We start from the raw sequence: 21,423 nt of genomic DNA on the forward strand, positions 1-21,423 counted from the left end.
CTTACGGTATTGGGGATGCGTTTCCTTCCTGATGAGACAGGGGGTCAGGCCCGGGACACGGGGCCAACCATCATAGCACCGTCAGGCAGGCACATTTGGCCTGATGGCTGATGCCCAACGATGTACTGCCCTGGATCAGCGCGCCGACACTTCCCAAACCTCGGCGACCGGTGACAATCAGGTCGGCGTCGCATTCTTCGGCGCAGGCAATGATCTCATCGACGGGGTTGCCTCGATTGCTGCGGGTCCCGGCAAATTCCAAACCATATTCGCCGGCAATTTCTCGCCCTTTGGCCAGGATGTTGTCCGTGGCTTTTTTCACCTCATCCATGGAAGGCATCGTGGTAACCGTGTGATAGCCGGCAACCGCACCAAGCGCGAAGGCGACTGTGTGCGGCTGAGGTGTGTGAACCACATATATTTTCGACTGGTAGTTCCGAGCCAGATCACAGGCTGTACGCAATGCCGTTTCAGACATTTCAGATCCATCCAAGCCGACGACAATGCGTTTAAACATGGGGTTTCCCATCGTTCTGTCCTCCTCGCTTCTCGATGGAGCAAAATTAGCATCGTTGAGTGTTGGAGGGCGTTGACCCATGTCAACCAGTGGCCCCGGCACTGTGCTCCGGCATGTGACGCCAACAAGGCGCGCCCAACCAGGGGCAAATTGTACCTCTTATAGCAGAGCCCGGTGCTTTGGCGTTTACTCCCCAGCGGGGCTCCACATCGGATTGCCCGATACGGTTTCCGCGACCTCTTCCTGTAGCACGTCCCAGTGTTCGGAGATTTTGCCATCTGTCACGCGAAAGATGTCGACACCGACGAACGGTTTAGGGCCGAAGCCAGTCACCCGGAAATGGACCGCGACCATGCCGCTTTCTTCATCTGCGATCACGTTACCGATTTGGTAGTCGACGCCTGCTGTGGGCCCGCTGGCAAACCCCCGCAACGTATCCAACCCGTTCGGGAAGGCAGGGTTGTGCTGAATGTAATCCTCGGAAAAGTAGCGGTCGATCGCCTCAACATCCGGATTGACAAAAACGACATCCAGGCCGTTCAGGACGATGTTCCGTGCGCTTTCGGCGGCGGCAGCCATGGGGGCAGCGGCCAGGAGCGTTGCAAGAAACAACTGTTTCATCTGTGGTTTCCTTTTGATTGATGACTGTCCGGCATTACATAGCCAAGTTACTTCATGCGGCTGCAATCGCCACATTGCGTTCGGACCAGACCTCGTAGATTGTCAGACCTCCGCCCCGGCCTGCCATTGCGCCAGACGCAACCGGGCATTGGCTCCGACGCTCAAGAGCGGGTCAGGGGGCAACCGGTTTGGCTTGCCGCTAACGGCTTGAATATCGTCCAGCGCCTGGCTTTTTATGCCGGTCCCGAGATCGGCCAGAAGCCGCCCTGCCGACCATCCCCGCGTAAGACCGACCCCATTATAGCAATTGGCTGAATACAAGCGCTCGTCCAGCGCACCAAAGAAGGTCTGGTGATTGCCCGAGAGACTGACCACGCCGCCCCAGGTTGCGGAAATCGGCACATTGGCAAAGTCGGGCCAACGCTTGTCCAGACCGCTTCGGTGTGCCCTGCGGGCAGTGGCAAGGTCGTGGTCCTCGCCACAGAAATGCGGGGCGGCGGCATAGTGATTGCGGATCAGCAGCCGCCCTTCGGCGGTCATTCTCAGTGTCGTCCCAGCGGCATCCGCCGGGGTCAGCCCCCAATTCATGCGCCCTTTGTATCGCGCCTTCTCGCCCGCTGTCAGCGGACGGGTGATCGACGCAAAGGTGATCGTCGGCAGGATACGCGATTTCATATAGCCGAATTGACCTGTATAGGGATCGGTCGCGAGGATGACGTTGCGCGCCTCGATGTCCACCAACTCGCCCGAGGAACGGCGCAGCTGCGCCACATAGCCGCCGCGGGCCTTACCGAACCGTACAACTGGAGTGTCATCGACGAGGGTCACGGTCTGCGGCAGATTGGCCGCCAGCCCGCGCACCATAGCCATTGGGTCCACCAGGACCGACCCGGGGGTAAAGACCGAAGCCGCATAATGCCGCGTCCCCATCACTTCGGCGCAGCCGTCACGGTCCAGCAGCTCGTAAGAGGCGCCCAGCCAGTCCAGCGCCTCTACATAAGAGCGGATCATGCCGGTGCCCCGTTCCTTGACCGCGCCTTGCAGCTTGCCGCAGTCGGACCAGTCACAATTGATTGACAGTTCTTGCGTGCGCGCCCGCATCTGGTCGATAGCGGCCCGATTCAGGTCCATGATCCGGGTCAACCGATCCTTGTCCCGGGTTTCCAGATCGAACTTGTGCGGAAGATCAAGCAAGAAGCCGGAATTGCGCCCCGAAGCGCCCCAACCGATCGGTCGCGCATCGACAAGCAGAACGCGGTCATTGCCCGCCACTTCACCAAGCCGGGTTGCGGCGGACAGGCCGGTAATGCCGCCGCCGATCACTAACCAATCACAGGTGCCCGGCAGGGTGGCTTCGGTCCCGAGCGGAAATAACTCGTCGGCAGAATGCCAGCCGCCCGGGGTGTCAAGGGGCGGGGTGATTGGCGTCTGATAGGACGGCATAGGATGATCCTCAAAGCGATCAGGTGTCAGATGCGTCGATTCTTAAACCGCCCAAAAAACAGGCTTGCGCGAAACTGGACGGAAATTGCCAAGATGTGGCCACGAAAGGTATTTCGTTGGTGCGCATCGGAACCCCGTGACTACGAAGCCCCGTCTCCCTCGGGGAGTCGGCTGGAACCTTCGCGAAGAGTGGCCGAATATCGCAAAAAAATGACCGTTTTTGATATGCTGCGCCGTTGATCTGCGCATAGACACGCTTCATCGCAAGATGGAGCGCCCCGATGAGATATTCCGCCGCCCGTGTCCTGTGGGAAGGGCTGACCGGACACAAGGGCTGGACCCGCGCTTGGCGCGACCCGGAGCCCAAGCCGCAGTACGACATCGTCATCATCGGTGGCGGCGGTCACGGATTGGCAACCGCGCATTACCTCGCCTCGATCTATGGTCAGCACCGTGTGGCCGTGCTGGAAAAGGGCTGGATCGGTGGCGGCAATGTCGGGCGCAATACGACGATCATCCGTTCGAACTACCTGCTGGACGGCAATGAGCCATTCTATGAATTCTCGCTCAAGCTCTGGGAAGGGCTGGAGCAGGACCTGAACTACAACGCCATGGTCAGCCAGCGTTCGATCATAAACCTGATCCATACCGACGCACAGCGCGATGCCTTCCGGCGGCGCGGCAATGCGATGATTTTGCACGGCGCGGGGGCCGAGTTGCTGAATGCCGAACAGGTGCGGCGCGAAGTGCCGTTCCTGAATTTCGACAATGCCCGTTTTCCAATCAAAGGCGCGCTGGTGCAGCGCCGGGGTGGCACGGTGCGCCACGATGCCGTGGCCTGGGGCTATGCCCGCGCGGCAAACAGCCGGGGCGTGGATATCATTCAGAACTGCGAAGTCACCGGCTTCCGGATCGAGAATGGCAAGGTTCTGGGGGTGGAGACCACGCGCGGCTATATCGGCGCCGGCAAGGTCGGCGTAGCGGTGGCGGGCAACTCCAGCCGGGTGATGGCCAAGGCGGGCATGCGCCTGCCGATCGAGAGTCACGTTCTGCAGGCTTTTGTTTCCGAAGGGCTGAAGCCGGTGATCCCGGGCGTCATCACCTTTGGCGCCGGGCATTTCTATGTCAGCCAGTCCGACAAGGGCGGGCTGGTCTTTGGCGGCGATATCGACGGCTACAACACCTATGCCCAACGCGGCAATCTGCCGGTGGTCGAGGATGTCTGCGAAGGTGGCGTGGCGTTGATGCCGATCATCGGTCGCGCCCGGCTGCTGCGGATGTGGGGCGGGATCATGGATATGTCGATGGATGGTTCGCCCTATATCGACAAGACCCATATCGACGGGCTCTTCTTCAATGGCGGCTGGTGCTATGGCGGTTTCAAGGCGACCCCGGCCTCGGGTTATGCCTTTGCCCATCTTCTGGCCACGGGCAAACCGCATGACACTGCCACGGCCTATCGTCTGGATCGTTTCCGCCGTGGCGGCATGATCGATGAAAAGGGCGTCGGCGCCCAACCCAACCTGCACTGAGGGCAACGCGATGCTGATACCCCACCCCATCCTGGGTCTGCGCGATGCGCAGGAGTTCACATACCTGGGCGATGCCTCGTTGCTTGACCGCCCGGATGGCATGGCCGAGGGCGCCTCGGAGGCGTTTCACGACTACCTCTACCTGCGCGACAACCCGGCGGGCGAACATCGCGAGCTGTGGTTTCACGAGCAGGGCGACCGGTCGTGGCTGGTGGTCACGCGCAACACGCTGACCCATGAAATCACCAAGGCAGAGCTGGCCCGTGACGTCGCGCTGGCCCGGAGGGGCGTGAAATGACCCAATCCAACCGGCTGAATGGCGGTCAGATCGACCGCGCGCAATTGCTGCGCTTTACCTTCGACGGGCAGTCCTATTCCGGCCATGCGGGTGACACGCTGGCCTCGGCGCTGCTGTCCAATGGCGTGCGCCTGATGGGCCGCAGCTTCAAATATCACCGCCCACGTGGCCCGATCTCGGCGGGCTCGGAAGAGCCCAACGCGCTGATGATGATCGGTGATGGCGCCCGTGTCGAACCCAATACCCGCGCCACCGTGGCCGAGCTTTATGACGGGCTGACCGCCAAAAGCCAGAACGCCTGGCCCTCGCTGAAGCTGGACGCGCTGGGGATCAACGACGTGTTTTCGAACTTCCTGACGGCGGGGTTCTACTACAAGACCTTCATGTGGCCGCGCGCCTTCTGGGAAAAGTTCTATGAGCCGGCGATCCGCAAGGCGGCCGGTCTGGGCAGATTGTCGATGCAGGAAGACCCGGATTGCTACGACAAAGGCTTCCTGCATTGCGACCTGCTGGTAATCGGCGCCGGACCGTCCGGGCTGATGGCGGCGTTGACGGCGGCACGGGCCGGGGCCCGGGTGATCCTGGCGGATGAGGATTTCCGCATGGGTGGGCGGCTGAATGCCGAAACCCACGAGCTGGGCGGGCAGTCCGGGGCCGATTGGGCCACGGCGACATTGGCAGAGCTGGCCTCCTTCGACACGGTACGCCTGATGACGCGGACCACCGTCTTTGGCGCCTATGACCACGGCGTCTTTGGTGCGGTCGAGCGGGTCAGCGATCACCTTCGCCCCACCGGGGATACACGCCCACGCCAGACCCTGTGGCGGATTTATGCGCGCCGCAGCCTGCTTTGTGCAGGCGCGACGGAGCGGATGGTCGGCTTTGCCAATAATGACCGTCCCGGCATCCTTCAGGCGGGTGCATTGCGCGCCTATGCCAACCGTTGGGCGGTGACCGCAGGCCTGCGCGTTACCGTGTTCACAAATAACGACGACGGGCACCGCACCGCCCGCGATCTGGCCGCCAAAGGCGTTGAGATTGTCGCCGTGATCGACCCACGCGCAGAGGCGCCGCAGGGTGACTGGCGGGTGATTAGAGGGCAGGTTGTTGATACCAAGGGCCGTCTGGGGCTGAAATCCGTCACTGTGCGCGGCCATGACGGCCGCCAGGAGGTTTTGCAGGTCGAAGGTCTTGGCGTCTCCGGCGGCTGGAACCCGAATGTGTCGCTGACCTGCCATCAGCGTGGCCGTCCGGAATGGCGCGAGGATATCGCCGCCTTTGTGCCCGGCGGCACCCTGCCCGTGGGCATGGCGGTGGCCGGTGCGGCGGCGGGTGATCTTTCGACCCATGGCGCGCTGCGTGGCGGTGCCGAGGGCGCGGTTGCCAGCCTTGAGGCGCTGGGGATCAGCGCCAAAGCGCCGGAGCTGCCCGAGGCCGAGGACGCGCCGGTGCAGCAAACCCCGCTATGGTATGTCGGCGAGGGCAAAGCCCGCAAATGGATCGACTTCCAAAACGATGTCACCGTCAAGGACGTGAAGCTGGCGCATCAAGAGGGGTTTGTCTCGGTCGAACATCTCAAGCGCTATACCACGCTGGGCATGGCGACCGATCAGGGCAAGAACTCTAACCTGGGCGGGCTTGCGGTGATGGCCGAGCTGACCGGCCAGACCATTGCCCAGACCGGCACCACGATGTTCCGCCCACCTTATACGCCGGTGGCGATGGGGGCACTGGCCGGGCGCTCGGTGGGCAAGGATTTCAAACCGACCCGCCTGACGCCGTCGCATCACTGGGCCGAAAAGCAGGGCGCAGTCTTTGTCGAAGTCGGCCAGTGGATGCGCGCGCAATGGTTCCCGCAACTCGGTGAAACCCATTGGCGGCAATCGGTGGACCGCGAGGCGCTTGCGGTGCGGAAGTCCGTGGGCGTCTGCGATGTCACCACACTCGGCAAGGTCGATGTGCAGGGCCGCGACGCGGCGGAGTTCCTGAACCTGATCTATGCCAATGGCTTTGCCAAGCTGGCGGTGGGCAAGACCCGCTATGGCTTGATGCTGCGCGAAGACGGGATTGCCATGGACGACGGCACCGCCGCACGTCTGGCCGAGGATCATTTCGTGGTGACCACCACCACCGCCAATGCCGGACCGGTCTATCGCCATATGGAATTTGTGCGCCAATGCCTGCGCCCGGATCTGGATGTGCAGCTGATTTCGACCACCGATTCCTGGGCGCAATATGCCGTGGCCGGGCCGAACGCGCGCAAGCTCTTGCAAAAGATCGTCGATCCGGAATTCGACATCTCGAACGAGGCCTTCCCCTTCATGGGCTGCGCCGAGATCACGGTGTGCGGTGGCACCCGTGCCCGGCTGTTCCGCATCTCCTTTTCGGGCGAGCTGGCCTATGAGATCGCGGTGCCGACACGCTATGGCGAGAGCCTGATCGAGGTGTTGATGGCGGCGGGCGAGGAATTCGACGTCACCCCCTATGGCACCGAGGCGCTGGGTGTGCTCAGGATCGAAAAGGGCCACGCGGCAGGCAATGAGTTGAATGGCCAGACCTCGGCGGCGCATCTGGGCATGGCGCGGATGGTATCGACCAAGAAAGACTCTATCGGCGCGGTACTGACCCGGCGCGAGGAGCTGTCGCGTGAGGACGGGCTGCGGCTGATGGGCTTTGAAGCCATCGACAGTGATACGCTGCCCGCTGGCAGCCACCTCTTTGCCGAGGGGGCCGCGCATCGCCCGGAAACCGATCAGGGCTGGCTGACCTCGGCCTGCTATTCGCCGCATCTGGGCAAGCCGATTGCGCTTGGCTACATCAAGCAAGGCGGCGAACGGATTGGCGAGGTGGTGACCGCCGCCAACCCTGTCGAAGGCACATCCGTCAAGGCCCGCATTGTCAGCCCGCATTTCATTGACCCCGAAGGAGCGCGTCTTCGTGACTGAATATCGCCTTTTCCCCCGCACCGCCTTTGGCGCAGAGAGCGCCCATTCCGTCTCGATTGCCGGGGTGACCCTGACCGAGCGCCCGGATGTCGCACTGGCATCGGTCGCGGCGCGAACCGGCGAGGCCGAAATCGCCGGCACGATGGCCGAACTTTGCGGCGGCCCCTGCGGCGTGGGCCAGTACAAGGAGGGCGCCCCCTTTAGCACCTTCTGGAGCGGACCGGATCAATGGTTTGTTCTGGCCGATCACGCGGCGCATGAGACACTGGCCGCCGAGCTGCAAGCCCGTCTGGGGGATCGCGCTTCGGTCACCGAACAGAATGACGGCTGGGTGGTGTTTGACCTGACCGGCAACGCCCTGACCCCGATGCTGGAGCGGCTGTGCAACATCGACCTCGCCCGTTTTGAGGCGGGACAGGCACAACGCTGCGTGATCGAGCATATTTCCAGCTTTGTGCTCTGTCGCGACCCGGGCCTGTCTTACCGGCTGATGTGCGGGCGGTCCTTTGCGCGCTCCTTTGCCCATGCGGTCGAAACCATCATGGCATCCGTCGCGGCGCAGGCAGCGGCGTAGCCCAGCCGGTCGGCCCGAACGGCGCCTCGAAGGCGATCTGCGGCCTGTGCCATTTGAAAGGTGGCAACCCGGCACCGGGCGCCCAAACGCCAGCTTGGGTCAGGATGCGGTCAATGCACCCGGACCCAATTCCCGCCTGACCCATGGTGACTGACATCACAGTTTTAGAACCAGCCGCGAAGATGCCGCGCGCGAGACGCAGACACACATGAATTCGTTGGTGGCCTGTTCCTCGGGGCTGAGGATACTGTCGCGATGATCCACCTCGCCCTCAAGCACATCAACCATGCAGGAGCCGCACAGCCCCTCGGCGCAACCGACGTCGATGTGGTGACCGTTTTCCTGCAAGACCTCCAATATAGTTTGATTTTCCGTCACCGGATAAACCGCGCCGGTTGAGGAAACTTCGACTTCAAAACCCGATTTAGGCGCATGGTCCATGTCGCTTGCAGCGGCGAAGCGTTCGAAGTGGACAGTTCCGCCGCGCAGGTTTATCGCCGCGGACAAAAGCGCATTAAGCATCGGCTCCGGACCACAGGAATAAACTTGGGCGCCCGCGGGCAGGGTACTCATCAGATGGACCAAGTCGAGCATGCCCGCGTCATCAGAACAATGCAGTATGTAACGATCTTCGAGGTTCATCTCGGAGAAGACCGGGTGAAACGCTGCGTCGGCTTTGGACCGGACCAGATAGATCACCTGAAACTCGCGATCCCGGTTGGCCAGGAACTGTGCCATCGCGGCAATCGGCGTGGCGCCAATGCCGCCCGCGATCAGCACCTTGTAGCTGTCGATCTCCTGCAACGGGAAGTGGTTGCGCGGCTCACCGATTTCCACTTCGCAGCCTTCTTCCAGCGCATGCATGGCAATAGAGCCGCCCCGGCCTTCGCGCTCTCGCTTGACGGCGACATTGAGCCAGGTGCCATTGTGATCCCAGTCCCAGATCGAATATTGGCGAATCAGGTCGTCTGCCAGATGGATATCGACATGCGCACCGGGTTCGAGTCCAATGAACCGACCTCGGTCCAGCTCAAACCGAAAATCCATGATATCGCCGCCAAGGGAGGCTTTGGCCACGAGTTTTGCTCGATGTGTTTTCATGACTGGAATCCTTGCTGGGTGATGCGAGCGGCGAAAAGTCCTAGCAAATCAGATTTGCGACCAATCGTGTCGCCTTCCCTAGTTGATTCTGACCCAAAAATAAACCTTTAATAGTTTACTAGAGTTAAACCAAACAGGAGCGAGGCCAGTGGCGCGCAGGTACTACAAATTGCCCCCGCTGACGAGCCTGGCCGCCTTCGAGGCTGCGGCCCGGCATCTCAGCTTCAAGGAAGCGGCAAAGGAGTTGTCGGTCACACCCGGCGCGGTCAGTCAGCAAATCAAGGCATTGGAGCAGGAAGTTGGTGCACCGCTCTTTCTGCGCAAACATCGCAGCGTCGCGCTCACGGACGATGGCGAGACGTTGTACGATGCGCTTGCGGTCGGTTTCGCGAGGATCTCGCAAAGCCTCAAATCCATCCAGGACAAACGCAGCAGCAATACCGTGACCATCAGCTCAAGCTCTGCGTTTGCCGGGCTATGGCTTTCTTCGTCGGTGATCCGCTTCTGGCGAGAGTATCCCGATATCGATGTGAACCACATCATCCAGGATGTGCGGGGGCCGGACACCCCAGACATCGATATTACCATCCAATACGGCAGAACCAACTCAGAGAAACTTGGTCATCGAGAGCTGTTCAGCGATCAAATCGTGCCGGTGTCTGATCCTGCAACCGCCCAAAGGCTCGCCAATTGCTCACTTGAGGATCTGGCTGACGAGCGTCTGATACACCTGGAAACGATAAATCGGGACTGGACAAGCTGGAGCGACTGGTTTCGAGCCCAGGACTATACCGGAGCCTTGTCAAAAGGCGTTCGCGTCAATCACTATTCCGTCGCCCTGCACGCGGCTCAGGAGGGCGGTGGCATCGCCTTGGGCTGGCGGCGGCTTGTTGAACCCATGCTCAAGAGCGGCGCCCTGGCCGTCATTGGAAGGAATAGCATTCCGGCCCCCCACCGCTTCTATTTGGTTTCCGGGGCGGATGTCCTGCCGCACTCGCCTGTGGACAAGTTGAAAAACTGGATATTGGCCGATCTCCGGGCGGGGGATTGAGCCGGCCGAGGCCATATCGGTTTAGTCAAGCTAAACCATGAGTCAGCATTTCTGTAGTTGACGATACATCAAAAAAGCGACTTTCTGCCTGGATCAATTCCATGGAGTAGCCCGCCGTGAACGTACGTGATCCCGCGTTTAACCCGCTTAGCGAAGTTCTGAAGCCCGTGAACCAGGCCAAAGGCCTTCCCAACAACCACTATGTCGATCCCGAGACCTACGAACTGGAAAAGCAAGCTGTATTGTTTGCGAACTGGTCGGGTATCGGTTTCGGCAAGGACATTCCAGAAACGGGCGATGCCAAGCCGGTGAACTTCCTTGGTATGCCACTTTTGATGGTGCGGGATCGCAACGGCGACATCGGCGTGTTCCAGAACACCTGCCGTCATCGCGGCATGATCCTGATCGAAGAGCCCCAGAAGATCCGGGGCGCAATTCGTTGCCCCTACCACAGCTGGTGCTACGGGTTGAACGGCGAATTGCGCACCGCGCCGCATGTTGGTGGACCAGGTCAGAACACGCATGAAGATCTGGATTTCTCCGAGCTGGGATTGATCCGCATTCGGTCGCATGTCTGGCGCGACGTGGTCTTTGTCAATGTCGACGAACAGGCGGCGCCTTTCGAAGAGGTTCACGCCGACCTGATAGAGCGCTGGAAGGAATTCGACCAACCGATGTATTATGGCGGTGCGGGGCAGACGGTCGAGCTGGATATGGCAGCAAACTGGAAGCTCGCGGTCGAGAACTTCTGCGAGAGCTACCACCTGCCTTGGGTGCATCCCGGCCTGAACAGCTATTCGCGGCTGGAAGACCACTACAACATCCATGAACTGGGCAAGTATTCCGGTCAGGGAACTTTGGTCTATCGCCAGATCGAGGGCGAAGACGGAACCAGGCTCACGGATTTCGACGGTCTCAGCGACAAGTGGAATGAAGGGGCGGAATATATCTGCGTGTACCCCAATGTGATGCTTGGCGTGCAACGTGACCACGCCTTTGCTTTCATACTCGAACCCGCAGGGCTTGAGCGGACCTTGGAACGCATCGCACTCTACTATGCCCAAAAGCCCGAAGACGCACCTGAGCATCAGGATCTGCGTGCTCAGAATGCCAAACTCTGGAACACGGTCTTCGAAGAGGATGTCTTTGTTGTCGAAGGCATGCAGAAGGGCCGTCATGGTACGAAATTCGATGGCGGTCGATTTGCACCTGCCATGGATGCGGCGACGCATAACTTCCACCATTGGGTCGCCACACAGATCACTAAGGGCCGCTAAGACCAATGTCTGACTTTCTGAAAAACGGACTGGCGAGAAACTATCTCGCCGGTCGATGGGTCGATGGTGACAATGGCGCGTCAATGCCCGTCGAAGACCCTGGCCTTGGTGAACATCTCGCTGATGCCGCGTTGGCTGGTGATCAAAGCCTCGCCCAAGCGCTGGATTCCGCGCGCGCTACGTTTGAGCGGGGTGACCTTGCAGACATGAACCCCCATGCGCGTTCACGGCTGATGATGCGGGTTGCGGCGGAGATCAGGGAGATAGCCAAGGAAGGCGGTGACCTGTTGTGCCGTGAGAGCGGCAAGTCGCTGGAGGCTGCCGAGGACGAGTTCGAAGAAGCCGCCCAATACTTCGAATACTATGGCGGCATGGCGGACAAGATTGAAGGCAAGTCGATCCCGCTTGGCCCCGATTACGCCGATTACACCGTTTATGAACCTTATGGCGTTTCCGCGCAGATCGTTCCGTGGAACTTTCCGGTGTCGATTGCCGCGCGTTCGCTGGCGCCTGCCTTGGCGGCGGGAAACTCGGTCGTTGTCAAATCGCCCGAGCTGGACCCGATCGGGATCGCCATGCTTGGCCTCGCGCTGGAACGCGCCGATGTGCCGGCCGGGGCGGTGTCCATCCTGAATGGCGTGGGCAGCGATATCGGTGCCAAGCTTGTTTCCTCGCCAAAGGTCGACCAGATCGTATTCACCGGCTCGGTGCCGACCGGGCAGGCCATTCTGCGGGCCGCTGCCGGTCCCGTCATACCCTCTTTGATGGAACTGGGTGGCAAGTCCGCGGCCATCGCCTTTGACGATGCCAACCTGGACACGCTGATGTCGAGCCTGCAAAGCGGCATCTTCTATAATGCCGGGCAGGTCTGTTCAGCGATGAGCCGTGTCCTAGTGCATCGTTCCATCTATGACCAGGCGGTCGAGCAGGCCGCCGCCTTGGCAGATGGCCTGAGCGTTGGGCACGGGCTTGAAAATCCCGGACTGACCCCGGTGATTTCCGCTTTACAGCTGAGCCGCGTTGAAGAGGTCACGTCGACCGCGACACAGCACGGATCACGCATTGCCGCGGGGGGATCTGCGCTGGATCGCAATGGGTATTTCATGGCCGCAACGATCCTTGCCGATGTTGATCCGGGCAGCCGTGTGGCACAGGAAGAAATCTTTGGTCCGGTGGTGTGCTTCACGCCGTTTGACACCGAAGACGAGGCCATCGCCATGGCCAACGGGACTGAATTCGGCCTGGTCGCCGGCGTGTTTACCCGCGATCTGGCACGCGCGCATCGCACCGCGCGGAAGCTTCGAGCTGGCCAGGTCTTTGTGAACGAATGGTTCGCGGGCGGGATTTCCACGCCCTTTGGCGGCGTGGGCAAGTCAGGCTTTGGTCGTGAAAAAGGGCTGGAAGCACTATTCAACTACGTGCGTACCAAGAATATCGCGATCTCACTGAAATGAACCAAGCGCTAACCGAGCTGAATCAGGAGCTTCTTGCAGCTCACGAACAGGGCGACCTTGTGAAACTTGTTGCCCTGTACAAGCAGGCTGGCGAGCTGATGGAACAGCAAGGCGATCTGAATGCGGCCTGCTTCTATCTCACGCATGCCTTTGTGTTTGCGCTGGAAGCAGGGAGTCCAGAAGCGCCTTTGCTCAACGCGCTGCTTGTGGAGCGCGGACGGGCGCATCTGTTGCAGTTCTGACATCCTGAATTGGATTGCTCGCCACGCTGCACGCGCAGCCAAACCTCTCAATAAGACCGACTTAGCCAAGAAAGAACAGGACAATTCGAACAGGAGGAAAACATGGCTATTAAACCACCCTTCACGGACGTGGAGATACCGAAAGCCCCCGACGGCTTTTATGCGGGCAACAGTCTGCCAATCGCGCTTATCAGCAAGGGCATCATGGTTGCACTCGTGCTATGGGCATTGATTTTTCCACTCAACGCAAGTGGGACCTTGTCATCGGTCAACTGGTCACTGCTGGAAGGCTTCAATACCTTCTACGTCATCTCAGTGGGTCTTTTCTTCTTCTTTGTCATCATAATGGCGGCGGTTCCGCAAATCGGTAAGCGGGTTCTGGGCCAACCGGGTGAAAAGCCAGAGTTTTCCACCTTTTCGTGGTTCTCGATGATGTTCGGCGCCGGTCTGGGCGTGGGCCTCATGGTCTATGCCACCGCAGAGCCTCTCGGCCTTTGGACCTCTAACCCCGAAATCGTGGCCGGCAATGTCGCTGGCAGCTCGCCCGAGGCCGTGCAGTCCGCGTTCCGCTATACGTTCCTGCACTACGGTTTTCACGCCTGGGCGATCTATGTCGTGACGGGTCTGGCCCTTGCCTACTACGCCTACACCCGTGACATGCCGCTCACTATCCGCTCGGCGCTGACGCCGGTACTGGGACGATATGCCAACGGTGTCGTTGGTCATCTCGTCGATGTTCTTGGCGTCGTTGCGACGATCCTTGGTGTATCGGTCACCATCGGGTTCGGTGTGTCGCAATTCGTTGACGGCTTCTACTCCGTTTCCGGAATGGGCTGGCTGATGAGCGGCGAAGAAGGCAATCTTACTCCCAGCCTTGCCGGCCTGCTGATCTCGCTTGCGGTTATCATGGGCCTCTCGATTCTGTCGGCAGTGTCCGGTGTGGGGCGCGGTGTGAAATACCTGTCGAACCTGAACATGGTGCTTTCGCTGATCCTGCTGGGGACATTTGCGGTTTTCGGATCGTTCCTCTTTGCGATGACCAGCTATGGAACCGCGTTCGTCGACTATATCCTGAACATCGTCTCACTGTCGTTCGAGGCCTACAGCCCGCTGTCCGAGCAGAGTTTTGCCCAGTCGCTGCCAACCGAGGCGGCACCGCTCGCCGGAGACCTGTTCGGCGGCGCAACCAACGCCTGGGGATCTCTCGACGGCTTCCAAAGCGGCCTGACAGGGGCTGCCGCGGAACTGCCCGCAGAAGTTCAGGTTGCTGCCTATGAAGCAGGGACACAGGGTCGCCTGTTTAACTGGCAAGCCGGATGGACGACCTTCTACTGGGCCTGGTGGATCGCATTTTCACCCTTTGTGGGGCTGTTCCTGGCCCGGATCTCGCGTGGCCGTACCATTCGGGAGTTCGTTCTGGGCTGTGTGATTGCTCCGGCGTTGGTCTGCTTTGCCTGGATGATGATCTTGGGCGGCACCGCTGTGGACATCGAACTGGCAGGGGCCGCAAACCCCTCGATCGTCGATGCCTCGACTACCGCCAAGCTATTTGCCGCACTCGCGAACATCCTGTCGGGCGGTTTTCTCAACGCGATCATCGTCATGTCGGTCGTGCTGATCCTGACCTTCCTGGTCACGTCAGCGGACTCCGGCATCCTGGTGATGAACACCATCATGTCCGGGGGCAGTCAACACACCGGTATCAAACACCGGATCGTTTGGGGACTGATCCTGACGGCATTGATTGGCGCGCTCATTATCGCAGGCAAGAGCGGCGCAGCAGCTGACCCGCTGGAAGCCCTGAAGAACGCGATGATCATCGGCGCGCTGCCCTTCACTGTGGTCATGCTTCTAATGTGTGTTTCCCTCGTCAAGGCGACATGGCGCGACCATTTGCGCCTGAAGCATGGGTCGCTGCCGGAAGCTGTAGAGCCGGCCGAGTAAGGTCAGTTGAAAACTACCAAGATCTGCGCCTCGCCTAGCGGGGCGCAGTTTATTGTTTCACTTAAAAATATTTCGGAATGTTCCTGAGTATGTGAAAGGCTTCAAAGCGAGAACCGCACCCTGAATAGTCGAGAGGGCGAGGCAGGAAGGCAAAACCCGGTTACTTGTGGCCCCATGGCCGCAAGACCCGGGAGAGCGAATGACTTAACATAAATCCAATTATGCGATTTTTATCAAACAATTGAATTTATGTCATAATTCGTCCTCTACCACCTCCCTGTGAACGAATTCCTGGCGGCGCCGGTTTTCCCGGTGCCGCCTCCTTTTCCAGCGGGGCTTAAGGAACCAAGCCAGAATACCGAACGCGACACTCAATCGCACAATTCGGGAAAGCACCACAGTCGGCCCAGAAAGGCAAATACCGATGAACACCGGACAGGACGAAGGCACGGCGATTGCCCGTTTGGTCGATGGATCATCGAGTCGGACCGTCGGCTGGGTTTATCTCTGGAACACGTTCGAGCTTGGCGTGCTGTGGCTGCGCCGCGATCTGGTACCCGAACGCATCGAACCGCCGCTGAGCCCGGAAGTTCTTGCAAGGGCCAGGTCCGTGACGACCGACCAGATTACTGCACTTCTTGATAGACTCGCGGCACGTGGGACACCCAAGTAGTCTGATCGGGACTCGGAAATGCTGCCCGACCCATAATTCGATATATTTCCCGTGAAATTACTATATTATTGGTTGGTGCTATCGGCAGCCCTTGTTGTGATTGCCTCCGCCCATGCTTCGCTCAGCCACCCGCTTCATTGTCGCTGCCGCCATCGGCGCTCTATCGCGGGCAGTTCGTGCATTGCGACCGCTATGAGGTTTACCACAAGCTCACCGGTGTCGACCGGCCTGAGGGGCCATGGACGCTCATCCATTGCTTGACCGACGCGTCGGCACTTCGTGAAGGCACTGGAAAAGGATGGCTCGCCGAGATCCGAATTGCAGCCCGACGCGACCTCTGTGCGCCCTGCTATATGGCCACCCCAAGAGCCGTATCGAAGACCTTGTGCCTTGGACCTTCGAGCCCGTGCCAAGCCTCGCTTGAAAAGGCCAAAGGCTGAGCTCTTGTGAACAAGAAGACCGACCACTAACTGAAGAAGCTCTTCGATCGGCTCAATAACACGCCTTGCAAAAGCCTTGGCTGGAAGACCCCGGCCGAGGTCTTCCGCGAAACATGATGGAGGAGATCGGCCGCCACACCTAGCCTCGCAGGTCATGGGTCATGGGGGTCGCAGGTCAGGCATCTACTCACAGACGCAATGAAAGCCTCCCTGCCACCGCTCAGAAAGTGAGTCCTTAGGGAAGGCCACCCCCGGGACGCGGATTTCAATCAAGCCGCAATCCGGCGTCTGAGATGAGCTTGCTCCAGCGCGCCTCTTCATCGGCAATGAAAGACGCGAATTCCGCCTGCGTTCCTCCTGCTGGAACCTGCGTGAAGTTCCGTGCGAGTTCCTGGAACTCATCGGATGCTACAATCTCCTGTGCTGCCTCCGCCAATTCCGCGACAATCTCGTCCGGCGTTCCGGTGCGCGCAAAGAGGCCATTCCAAGAGTATAGTGGATCGCCCATGCCAGCTTCTTCGAAAGTCGGCACGTCCGGGAGCGCTTCAAGACGCTTTTGGGTTGACACCACGAGCGGCCGTAGCGCCCCAGCTTTAATTTGCGGAATACCTGCCGCGGTCACGTCGAGCGAGCAATCCAGCGCGCCGCCGAGAAGGTCGGTCATGCCACCATCCTTGTAAGGCACATGGGTCATCTCAGCGCCGGTCTTCTGAAAGACCTGCAGCATGGCGACATGATTTGGCGATCCAGGTCCGTAGGACGGATACTTCAGTTTGCCGGGGTCGGCCTTAGCCGCATCGATCAGGTCTTGAACTGACTGATACGGAGATTCCGTCCGAACCAAAAGAACGAAGGGGACATCCAATAGATGCGTGACCGGCACGAAGTCGGCGACCTTATATCCGGTCGTGGAAAACAGTGACGGGTTCATCACCAGAGAGAGGAGACCGAAGAGCAAGGTGTAGCCATCGGCATCGGCTGTCGCGGCTGTGCGATAACCAATGTTTGAACTGGCGCCCGGCTTGTTCTCAACGACGACCGGTTGTCCGAGTTTCTGTCCCAACCGGTCCGCGACAAACCGCGCGGTCGTGTCCGCGCTGTTTCCCGGCGGAAGTGTCATGATCATCTTGATTGGACGGTCCGGATAGGACCCCTGGGCAAAACCGGGGCGTGTAGCGAGCACGGCCGGTGCCGCGATCAAAGTTGACAGCACCGTGCGGCGCGTGAGCGTATTTTTCGTGTCGGTCATAGGGTCTCCTCCCTTTATGGATCAACTATGCCGTCCAGGAACGGATAGTCGGTATATCCCCGGTGATCCGGAGAATAGATGAAGTCCTTGTTCAACGGGTTCAGTGCGGCGCCTGCTCTCAAACGGGCGGGCAAATCTGGATTGGCGATGAAGAGACGCCCGAACGAGATCATGTCCGCATGGCTAGCCAACGCCGCCTCGGCCTTGGCGAGGCCGTCGAAACCATTGTTCGCCACATAAAGCCCCGGAAACAGCCGACGCAGAGTGGGGTAGTCCAGTTCATGCGTGGCTGGGTCCGCTGTTGTACTGCCTTCGACCATGTCGACATAAGCGATGCCAAGCATGCCGAGTCCGCGCAACGCTGTCGCCACAAGTGTGGCCGGGTCGCTGTCATGTAGGAAATAGACCGTCGGGTTGGTGAGCGACATGCGCACCCCGACACAGTCCTTGTCCCAAACCGAACACACCGCTTCGACCACTTCGAATAGCAATCGGCAGCGGTTTTCCGGCGTGCCGCCGTAGGCGTCATGGCGCAGGTTGGCGCTATCGCGCAAGAACTGGTCGAGAAGAAATCCGTTGCCCGCATGCACCTGAATGCCGTCGAATCCGGCACGGCGTGCGTTTTGCGCAGCCGCACGGTATTCGTCAACGATGCCCCCGATCTCAGTGACGCTCAACTCGTGGGGAACCTCAAGCGGCTTGCGCCCATCCAATGTACGGATCGTGCCCGGTGGCAGGACCGCCGACGGACCTACGGGTCGCGCGCCTCCCGGCTGGGTTAGCACATGCGAGTTGCGCCCGCAGTGCCAGAGCTGGCAAAAGATGCGCCCGCCTTTGGAATGGACTGCATCCGTTACCAAACGCCATCCCGCAACTTGCGCATCCGAGAAGATGCCCGGCGTATTCGGCCAGCCAACTCCCCGCGCTGAGACCGCCGTCGATTCGACAACCACCAGTCCCGCCCCTGCGCGCTGCGCATAGTAATGCGCGTTCAGAGCGGTCGGGAGACCGCCGAAGGATCGGTCCCGCGACATTGAAGACATCACGATACGATTTGGTAGGGTCAAGGGCCCGAGCTTGATGGGATCGAACAGGACGTGGGCCATGGGTCAGGCGAAGCCCACGCTTTGATCTGACAACCGAATGTTAGCACGGATATTGCCCTCGTTTACGCGCCATCGATGCAAGGTATAGGATCGGATGCCCTTGGCATGGAAAGGATCACGGTCCGCGATTGCTCGCGCCTCGTCAAAGCTATGGGCACGGATGACGATCATGCCCGCGAGCGGCGTGTCGGAGCCATCCAACGTCAAGGGTCCGGCTAGGAACAAGATGCCTTCGTTCTCAAGCCGCACCTGATGGTCCAGATGTTCCGGCAGGACGGCGAGAGTTTCGGGCGATCGTGCCGGGGAACTGGTGATAACGTAAAGCTCAAGCCCAAGCATTTCGCGGGTCAGTGTGGCTTCATCCTGAGAGGAGTCCATATCATGATCCTTTCTCTTCGCGGACTTGCGGAACAGATCGGCAGCTACGGCAGGAGGCGACATTCGGGCCTTAGGACACTCGGCCCGAATGGTTTACTTCCGCTCGATGCCCGCGGCGTCGATGGCCGAGTTCCAGTTGGCGATCTGGGTGGCAACGATCTGCGCCATCTCGTCCGGTGTCGAGGCAGCGGCTTGTCCCCCGAGCGCGGCCAGCTTGTCGGCAATGGCCGGATCATCCAGTGCCGCGACCACAGCCCCGTTCAGGGTCGACAGCACGTCGTCGGACAACCCGGCGGGACCCGCCAACGCGATCCAGGAGAACACGTCGAAGCCTGGCGCAACCGTTTCAGCAACCGTGGGAACCTCCGGTGCGCTCGGCCAGCGTTCGGCTGAGCTGACCGCGAGAAGTTCAACCTGCCCCGACTCGGCCTGCGAAAAGAGGCTGGTGCCGACAGCAACGACCATATCGACCTCGCCGGACATCAGCGCGGCGACCGACCCTGCATCGCCCTTATAGGGAATATGCTTGATATTGGCGCCGGTCGTCTGCGCCAGAAGCTCGCCGGTCAGGTGTTGCGTAGTGCCGAAACCCGCGCTGCCAAAGGTCAGACGATCTGCCTTGCCGGCCTTGATCAGCTCATCCAGCGACGCGAACTTGCCGGGCTGGACCGCGATGAAGAACGGGAAGAATGACAGCCGCGACACAAAAGTGAAGTCCTCGACCGGATCGAAATCAAGCGCGCTCATCATTGCGCCAGAAACAGCGTGACCACCCGTCAGAATGATCAGGTTTTTGCCATCCGGCTCCTGCTTGGACAAGTAGGACGACGCGACATTGCCCCCCGCGCCCGGCTTGGGTTCGACGACGAAAGGCTGGCCCAAGGCTTCGGTCAACGGTTCTGCGATGATCCGCGAAACCGTATCCGCATTTCCACCCGCAGAGAAACCGTGGAAGATTCGGACCGGGCTGTCCGGGTAAGTTTGGGCGATCGCACCACCCGCTATCATGAGCAACAGCATCGTGACGCATGCAAAGAGTGTCTTTTTCATTTTCAGTCCTCCAAAATTGTCGTGGTTTCGCCTGTTTTGGCCCTGCGGCGACGCGTCAGCGCCGCGAAGACCGGCAGTAGAAGAAGAAGGATGGTCCAGGCCATGAACACGCCGCTGAGAGGGCGGGTGAAGAACACGCTCAGATCGCCGTCATAAAGCAACATCGTTCGGCGCAGATGCTCTTCGAGCATCGGTCCCAGGATGAAGCCAAGAAGGAGCGGAGGTGCCGGGAATTTCAGCCGCGCCATCATCACGCCGAGCACGCCGAAAGCGAGCGTCGTGTAGACGTCCACGATGTTGTTGCGGAACGAGTAGACCCCAACCATCAAGAAAACCAGTACCGCCGGGTAAAGCGCCCAATATGGAATGGTCAGGAATTTGACCCAGAGCCGGATCAACGGAAGGTTCAGCAGGACCAGCATCAGGTTGCCCACCACAAAACTGGCGATCACGCCCCAGAATAGCTCGGGATTCTCCGTGACGACCGTCGGTCCGGGCGTAATACCGTTGATTATCATCGCACCAAGCATCAGCGCCATGACCGGGTCGCCTGGAATTCCCAGCGTCAGGGTGGGAATGAATGCGGTGATCGACGCCGCGTTGTTGGCCGATTCCGGCCCCGCAAGCCCCTCGGTGCGTCCAGTGCCAAATTCTTCGGGCCTCTTTCCAATTCGCGCTTCCACCGCATAGGAAACGAATGTGGCAATGGCGGCTCCAGTGCCAGGCAGAGCGCCGAATACCGAACCGATGACACTACCCCGCGCAGTTGCTGCCGGAAAGCCCTTGAGATCCTTGCGCTTTGGAAAGATGTCGAAAATCCCGCTGGACCTTTCGATCTTTGCAGCTTTCCCGGAGACACCGATGTTGCCCAGAATTTCGGCGACGCCAAATATGCCCATTGCCATTGCCATCAGACTGATGCCGTCCGCAAATGCGTCATGAGCAACGAAGCGGTAGACCCCGGTATTGATATCCGTGCCGATGAAGCCTAGCAGAATTCCGAGAATCGTCATTGCGATTGCACGCATCGGCTTGCCGGTGGAGACAACTGAGGCACCTACTAGACCGAGCAGGATCAGCGCAAAATACTCAGGCGCACCAAAACTCAACGCGAAACGTGAGACGGGAAGCGCGCCAATAGAGACGATTACCATGCCAAACACACTGCCGATAAGGGAAGCGAAAGCGGCGATCTGCAGCGCCTTCCGGGCTTGGCCCTTCTGGGCCATTGGGTAGCCGTCGAGACAGGTAATCAGGGCAGTAGGCGTTCCCGGAAGTTTCAGCAGGATCGATGCAATGGCCCCACCATATTGGGAGCCGTAATAGATACCCGCCAGCATGATCAGAGACTGCGTCGGGTCCAGATAGAACGTTAGCGGCAGCAGGAGCGAAATTGCAGTCATCGCTCCGATACCGGGCAGCACGCCAACGGCCTGACCGAGCAATACGCCGAGAAATACATAGAACAGGTTGTCGACCTGTAAGACGGTCGCAAAGCCCAGTTGAAGGCTGTCAATCAGGGTCATGG

19 protein-coding genes are annotated in these 21,423 nt (G+C 59.8%); 10 read left to right on the top strand and 9 right to left on the bottom strand.

The features are described from left to right. Positions 1–70 precede the first annotated feature (70 nt). The 3 genes from GKC28_RS13905 to GKC28_RS13915 form a co-directional block, all read right to left on the bottom strand. Positions 71–517, bottom strand: coding sequence for a universal stress protein (locus GKC28_RS13905; protein ID WP_174147504.1), 447 nt, complete (start codon positions 515–517; stop codon positions 71–73). 186 nt (positions 518–703) lie between these two features. Then, positions 704–1,138, bottom strand: coding sequence for a nuclear transport factor 2 family protein (locus GKC28_RS13910; protein WP_174147505.1), 435 nt, complete (start codon positions 1,136–1,138; stop codon positions 704–706). 102 nt (positions 1,139–1,240) lie between these two features. Further along, entirely contained in the window at positions 1,241–2,581 is a 1,341-nt protein-coding gene (locus tag GKC28_RS13915; RefSeq protein ID WP_174147506.1) for an FAD-binding oxidoreductase, read from the bottom strand. Positions 2,582–2,862: 281 nt separating this feature from the next. On the opposite strand from GKC28_RS13915, the gene GKC28_RS13920 reads away from it, so the two are divergent. The 4 genes from GKC28_RS13920 to GKC28_RS13935 are packed head-to-tail and all read left to right on the top strand — an operon-like array spanning position 2,863 to position 7,930. Beyond that, complete coding sequence (locus GKC28_RS13920) at positions 2,863–4,113, top strand: sarcosine oxidase subunit beta family protein (RefSeq protein WP_174147507.1); 1,251 nt, start codon at positions 2,863–2,865, stop codon at positions 4,111–4,113. 10 nt (positions 4,114–4,123) lie between these two features. Next, positions 4,124–4,411 carry a sarcosine oxidase subunit delta gene (locus tag GKC28_RS13925; RefSeq protein WP_174147508.1) on the top strand — a complete coding sequence of 96 codons (288 nt, stop codon included), beginning with the start codon at positions 4,124–4,126 and terminating at the stop codon, positions 4,409–4,411. Continuing rightward, positions 4,408–7,356 carry a sarcosine oxidase subunit alpha family protein gene (locus tag GKC28_RS13930; RefSeq protein WP_174147509.1) on the top strand — a complete coding sequence of 983 codons (2,949 nt, stop codon included), beginning with the start codon at positions 4,408–4,410 and terminating at the stop codon, positions 7,354–7,356. Before GKC28_RS13925 ends, GKC28_RS13930 begins: the two co-directional genes overlap by 4 nt. Continuing rightward, positions 7,349–7,930 (top strand): sarcosine oxidase subunit gamma, encoded by a 582-nt coding sequence (locus GKC28_RS13935; RefSeq protein WP_174147510.1) that lies wholly within the window; start codon positions 7,349–7,351, stop codon positions 7,928–7,930. The genes GKC28_RS13930 and GKC28_RS13935 overlap by 8 nt, the downstream gene beginning before the upstream one ends. 156 nt (positions 7,931–8,086) lie before the next feature. Here GKC28_RS13935 and GKC28_RS13940 read toward each other — a convergent pair whose 3' ends face one another. Beyond that, positions 8,087–9,007: a PDR/VanB family oxidoreductase gene (locus tag GKC28_RS13940; RefSeq protein WP_368041121.1), complete on the bottom strand. Its 921-nt coding sequence runs from the start codon at positions 9,005–9,007 to the stop codon at positions 8,087–8,089. A 172-nt stretch (positions 9,008–9,179) separates the two neighbouring features. On the opposite strand from GKC28_RS13940, the gene GKC28_RS13945 reads away from it, so the two are divergent. The 6 genes from GKC28_RS13945 to GKC28_RS13970 all read left to right on the top strand — a co-directional run bounded on the left by GKC28_RS13945 (position 9,180) and on the right by GKC28_RS13970 (position 15,672). Then, positions 9,180–10,082 (top strand): LysR substrate-binding domain-containing protein, encoded by a 903-nt coding sequence (locus GKC28_RS13945; RefSeq protein ID WP_174147512.1) that lies wholly within the window; start codon positions 9,180–9,182, stop codon positions 10,080–10,082. A 116-nt stretch (positions 10,083–10,198) separates the two neighbouring features. Next, positions 10,199–11,359, top strand: a complete 1,161-nt coding sequence (locus GKC28_RS13950; RefSeq protein WP_174147513.1) for an aromatic ring-hydroxylating dioxygenase subunit alpha — start codon at positions 10,199–10,201, stop codon at positions 11,357–11,359. Positions 11,360–11,364: 5 nt separating this feature from the next. Beyond that, on the top strand, positions 11,365–12,813 hold the full coding sequence (locus GKC28_RS13955; RefSeq protein WP_174147514.1) for an aldehyde dehydrogenase family protein: 1,449 nt from the start codon (positions 11,365–11,367) through the stop codon (positions 12,811–12,813). Further along, a complete protein-coding gene (locus GKC28_RS13960) occupies positions 12,810–13,055 on the top strand; it encodes a hypothetical protein (RefSeq protein WP_174147515.1) in 246 nt (81 codons plus the stop codon). The genes GKC28_RS13955 and GKC28_RS13960 overlap by 4 nt, the downstream gene beginning before the upstream one ends. Positions 13,056–13,157: 102 nt before the next feature. After that, entirely contained in the window at positions 13,158–14,999 is a 1,842-nt protein-coding gene (locus GKC28_RS13965; RefSeq protein ID WP_174147516.1) for a BCCT family transporter, read from the top strand. Between the two features lie 424 nt (positions 15,000–15,423). Next, on the top strand, positions 15,424–15,672 hold the full coding sequence (locus tag GKC28_RS13970) for a hypothetical protein (RefSeq protein WP_174147517.1): 249 nt from the start codon (positions 15,424–15,426) through the stop codon (positions 15,670–15,672). A 705-nt stretch (positions 15,673–16,377) separates the two neighbouring features. Here the strand turns inward: GKC28_RS13970 and GKC28_RS13975 are convergent. Genes GKC28_RS13975 through GKC28_RS13995 form a run of 5 tightly spaced genes read right to left on the bottom strand, consistent with a single transcriptional unit; the run spans position 16,378 to position 21,421 of the window. Beyond that, positions 16,378–17,361: a tripartite tricarboxylate transporter substrate binding protein gene (locus tag GKC28_RS13975; RefSeq protein ID WP_174147518.1), complete on the bottom strand. Its 984-nt coding sequence runs from the start codon at positions 17,359–17,361 to the stop codon at positions 16,378–16,380. A 14-nt stretch (positions 17,362–17,375) separates the two neighbouring features. Next, the gene (locus GKC28_RS13980) at positions 17,376–18,467 is read right to left on the bottom strand and encodes an alkene reductase (RefSeq protein ID WP_174147519.1); all 1,092 of its coding nucleotides are present in this window, start codon (positions 18,465–18,467) and stop codon (positions 17,376–17,378) included. Between the two features lie 3 nt (positions 18,468–18,470). Continuing rightward, a complete protein-coding gene (locus tag GKC28_RS13985; RefSeq protein ID WP_217434085.1) occupies positions 18,471–18,908 on the bottom strand; it encodes a YciI family protein in 438 nt (145 codons plus the stop codon). 30 nt (positions 18,909–18,938) lie between these two features. Beyond that, on the bottom strand, positions 18,939–19,895 hold the full coding sequence (locus GKC28_RS13990; protein WP_174147521.1) for a tripartite tricarboxylate transporter substrate binding protein: 957 nt from the start codon (positions 19,893–19,895) through the stop codon (positions 18,939–18,941). 2 nt (positions 19,896–19,897) lie between these two features. Further along, on the bottom strand, positions 19,898–21,421 hold the full coding sequence (locus GKC28_RS13995; protein ID WP_174147522.1) for a tripartite tricarboxylate transporter permease: 1,524 nt from the start codon (positions 21,419–21,421) through the stop codon (positions 19,898–19,900). Positions 21,422–21,423 lie beyond the last annotated feature (2 nt).

The sequence above is a fragment of the Leisingera sp. ANG59 genome (genome assembly GCF_013317235.1).
Taxonomy (GTDB): domain Bacteria; phylum Pseudomonadota; class Alphaproteobacteria; order Rhodobacterales; family Rhodobacteraceae; genus Leisingera.

Coding starts and splice junctions, on each gene's coding strand:
- GKC28_RS13905 (WP_174147504.1), bottom strand. CDS start 517: ATGTTTAAACGCATTGTCGTCGGCTTGGATGGATCTGAAATGTCTGAA.
- GKC28_RS13910 (WP_174147505.1), bottom strand. CDS start 1,138: ATGAAACAGTTGTTTCTTGCAACGCTCCTGGCCGCTGCCCCCATGGCT.
- GKC28_RS13915 (WP_174147506.1), bottom strand. CDS start 2,581: ATGCCGTCCTATCAGACGCCAATCACCCCGCCCCTTGACACCCCGGGC.
- GKC28_RS13920 (WP_174147507.1), top strand. CDS start 2,863: ATGAGATATTCCGCCGCCCGTGTCCTGTGGGAAGGGCTGACCGGACAC.
- GKC28_RS13925 (WP_174147508.1), top strand. CDS start 4,124: ATGCTGATACCCCACCCCATCCTGGGTCTGCGCGATGCGCAGGAGTTC.
- GKC28_RS13930 (WP_174147509.1), top strand. CDS start 4,408: ATGACCCAATCCAACCGGCTGAATGGCGGTCAGATCGACCGCGCGCAA.
- GKC28_RS13955 (WP_174147514.1), top strand. CDS start 11,365: ATGTCTGACTTTCTGAAAAACGGACTGGCGAGAAACTATCTCGCCGGT.
- GKC28_RS13960 (WP_174147515.1), top strand. CDS start 12,810: ATGAACCAAGCGCTAACCGAGCTGAATCAGGAGCTTCTTGCAGCTCAC.
- GKC28_RS13965 (WP_174147516.1), top strand. CDS start 13,158: ATGGCTATTAAACCACCCTTCACGGACGTGGAGATACCGAAAGCCCCC.
- GKC28_RS13970 (WP_174147517.1), top strand. CDS start 15,424: ATGAACACCGGACAGGACGAAGGCACGGCGATTGCCCGTTTGGTCGAT.
- GKC28_RS13975 (WP_174147518.1), bottom strand. CDS start 17,361: ATGACCGACACGAAAAATACGCTCACGCGCCGCACGGTGCTGTCAACT.
- GKC28_RS13980 (WP_174147519.1), bottom strand. CDS start 18,467: ATGGCCCACGTCCTGTTCGATCCCATCAAGCTCGGGCCCTTGACCCTA.
- GKC28_RS13985 (WP_217434085.1), bottom strand. CDS start 18,908: ATGTCGCCTCCTGCCGTAGCTGCCGATCTGTTCCGCAAGTCCGCGAAG.
- GKC28_RS13990 (WP_174147521.1), bottom strand. CDS start 19,895: ATGAAAAAGACACTCTTTGCATGCGTCACGATGCTGTTGCTCATGATA.
- GKC28_RS13995 (WP_174147522.1), bottom strand. CDS start 21,421: ATGACCCTGATTGACAGCCTTCAACTGGGCTTTGCGACCGTCTTACAG.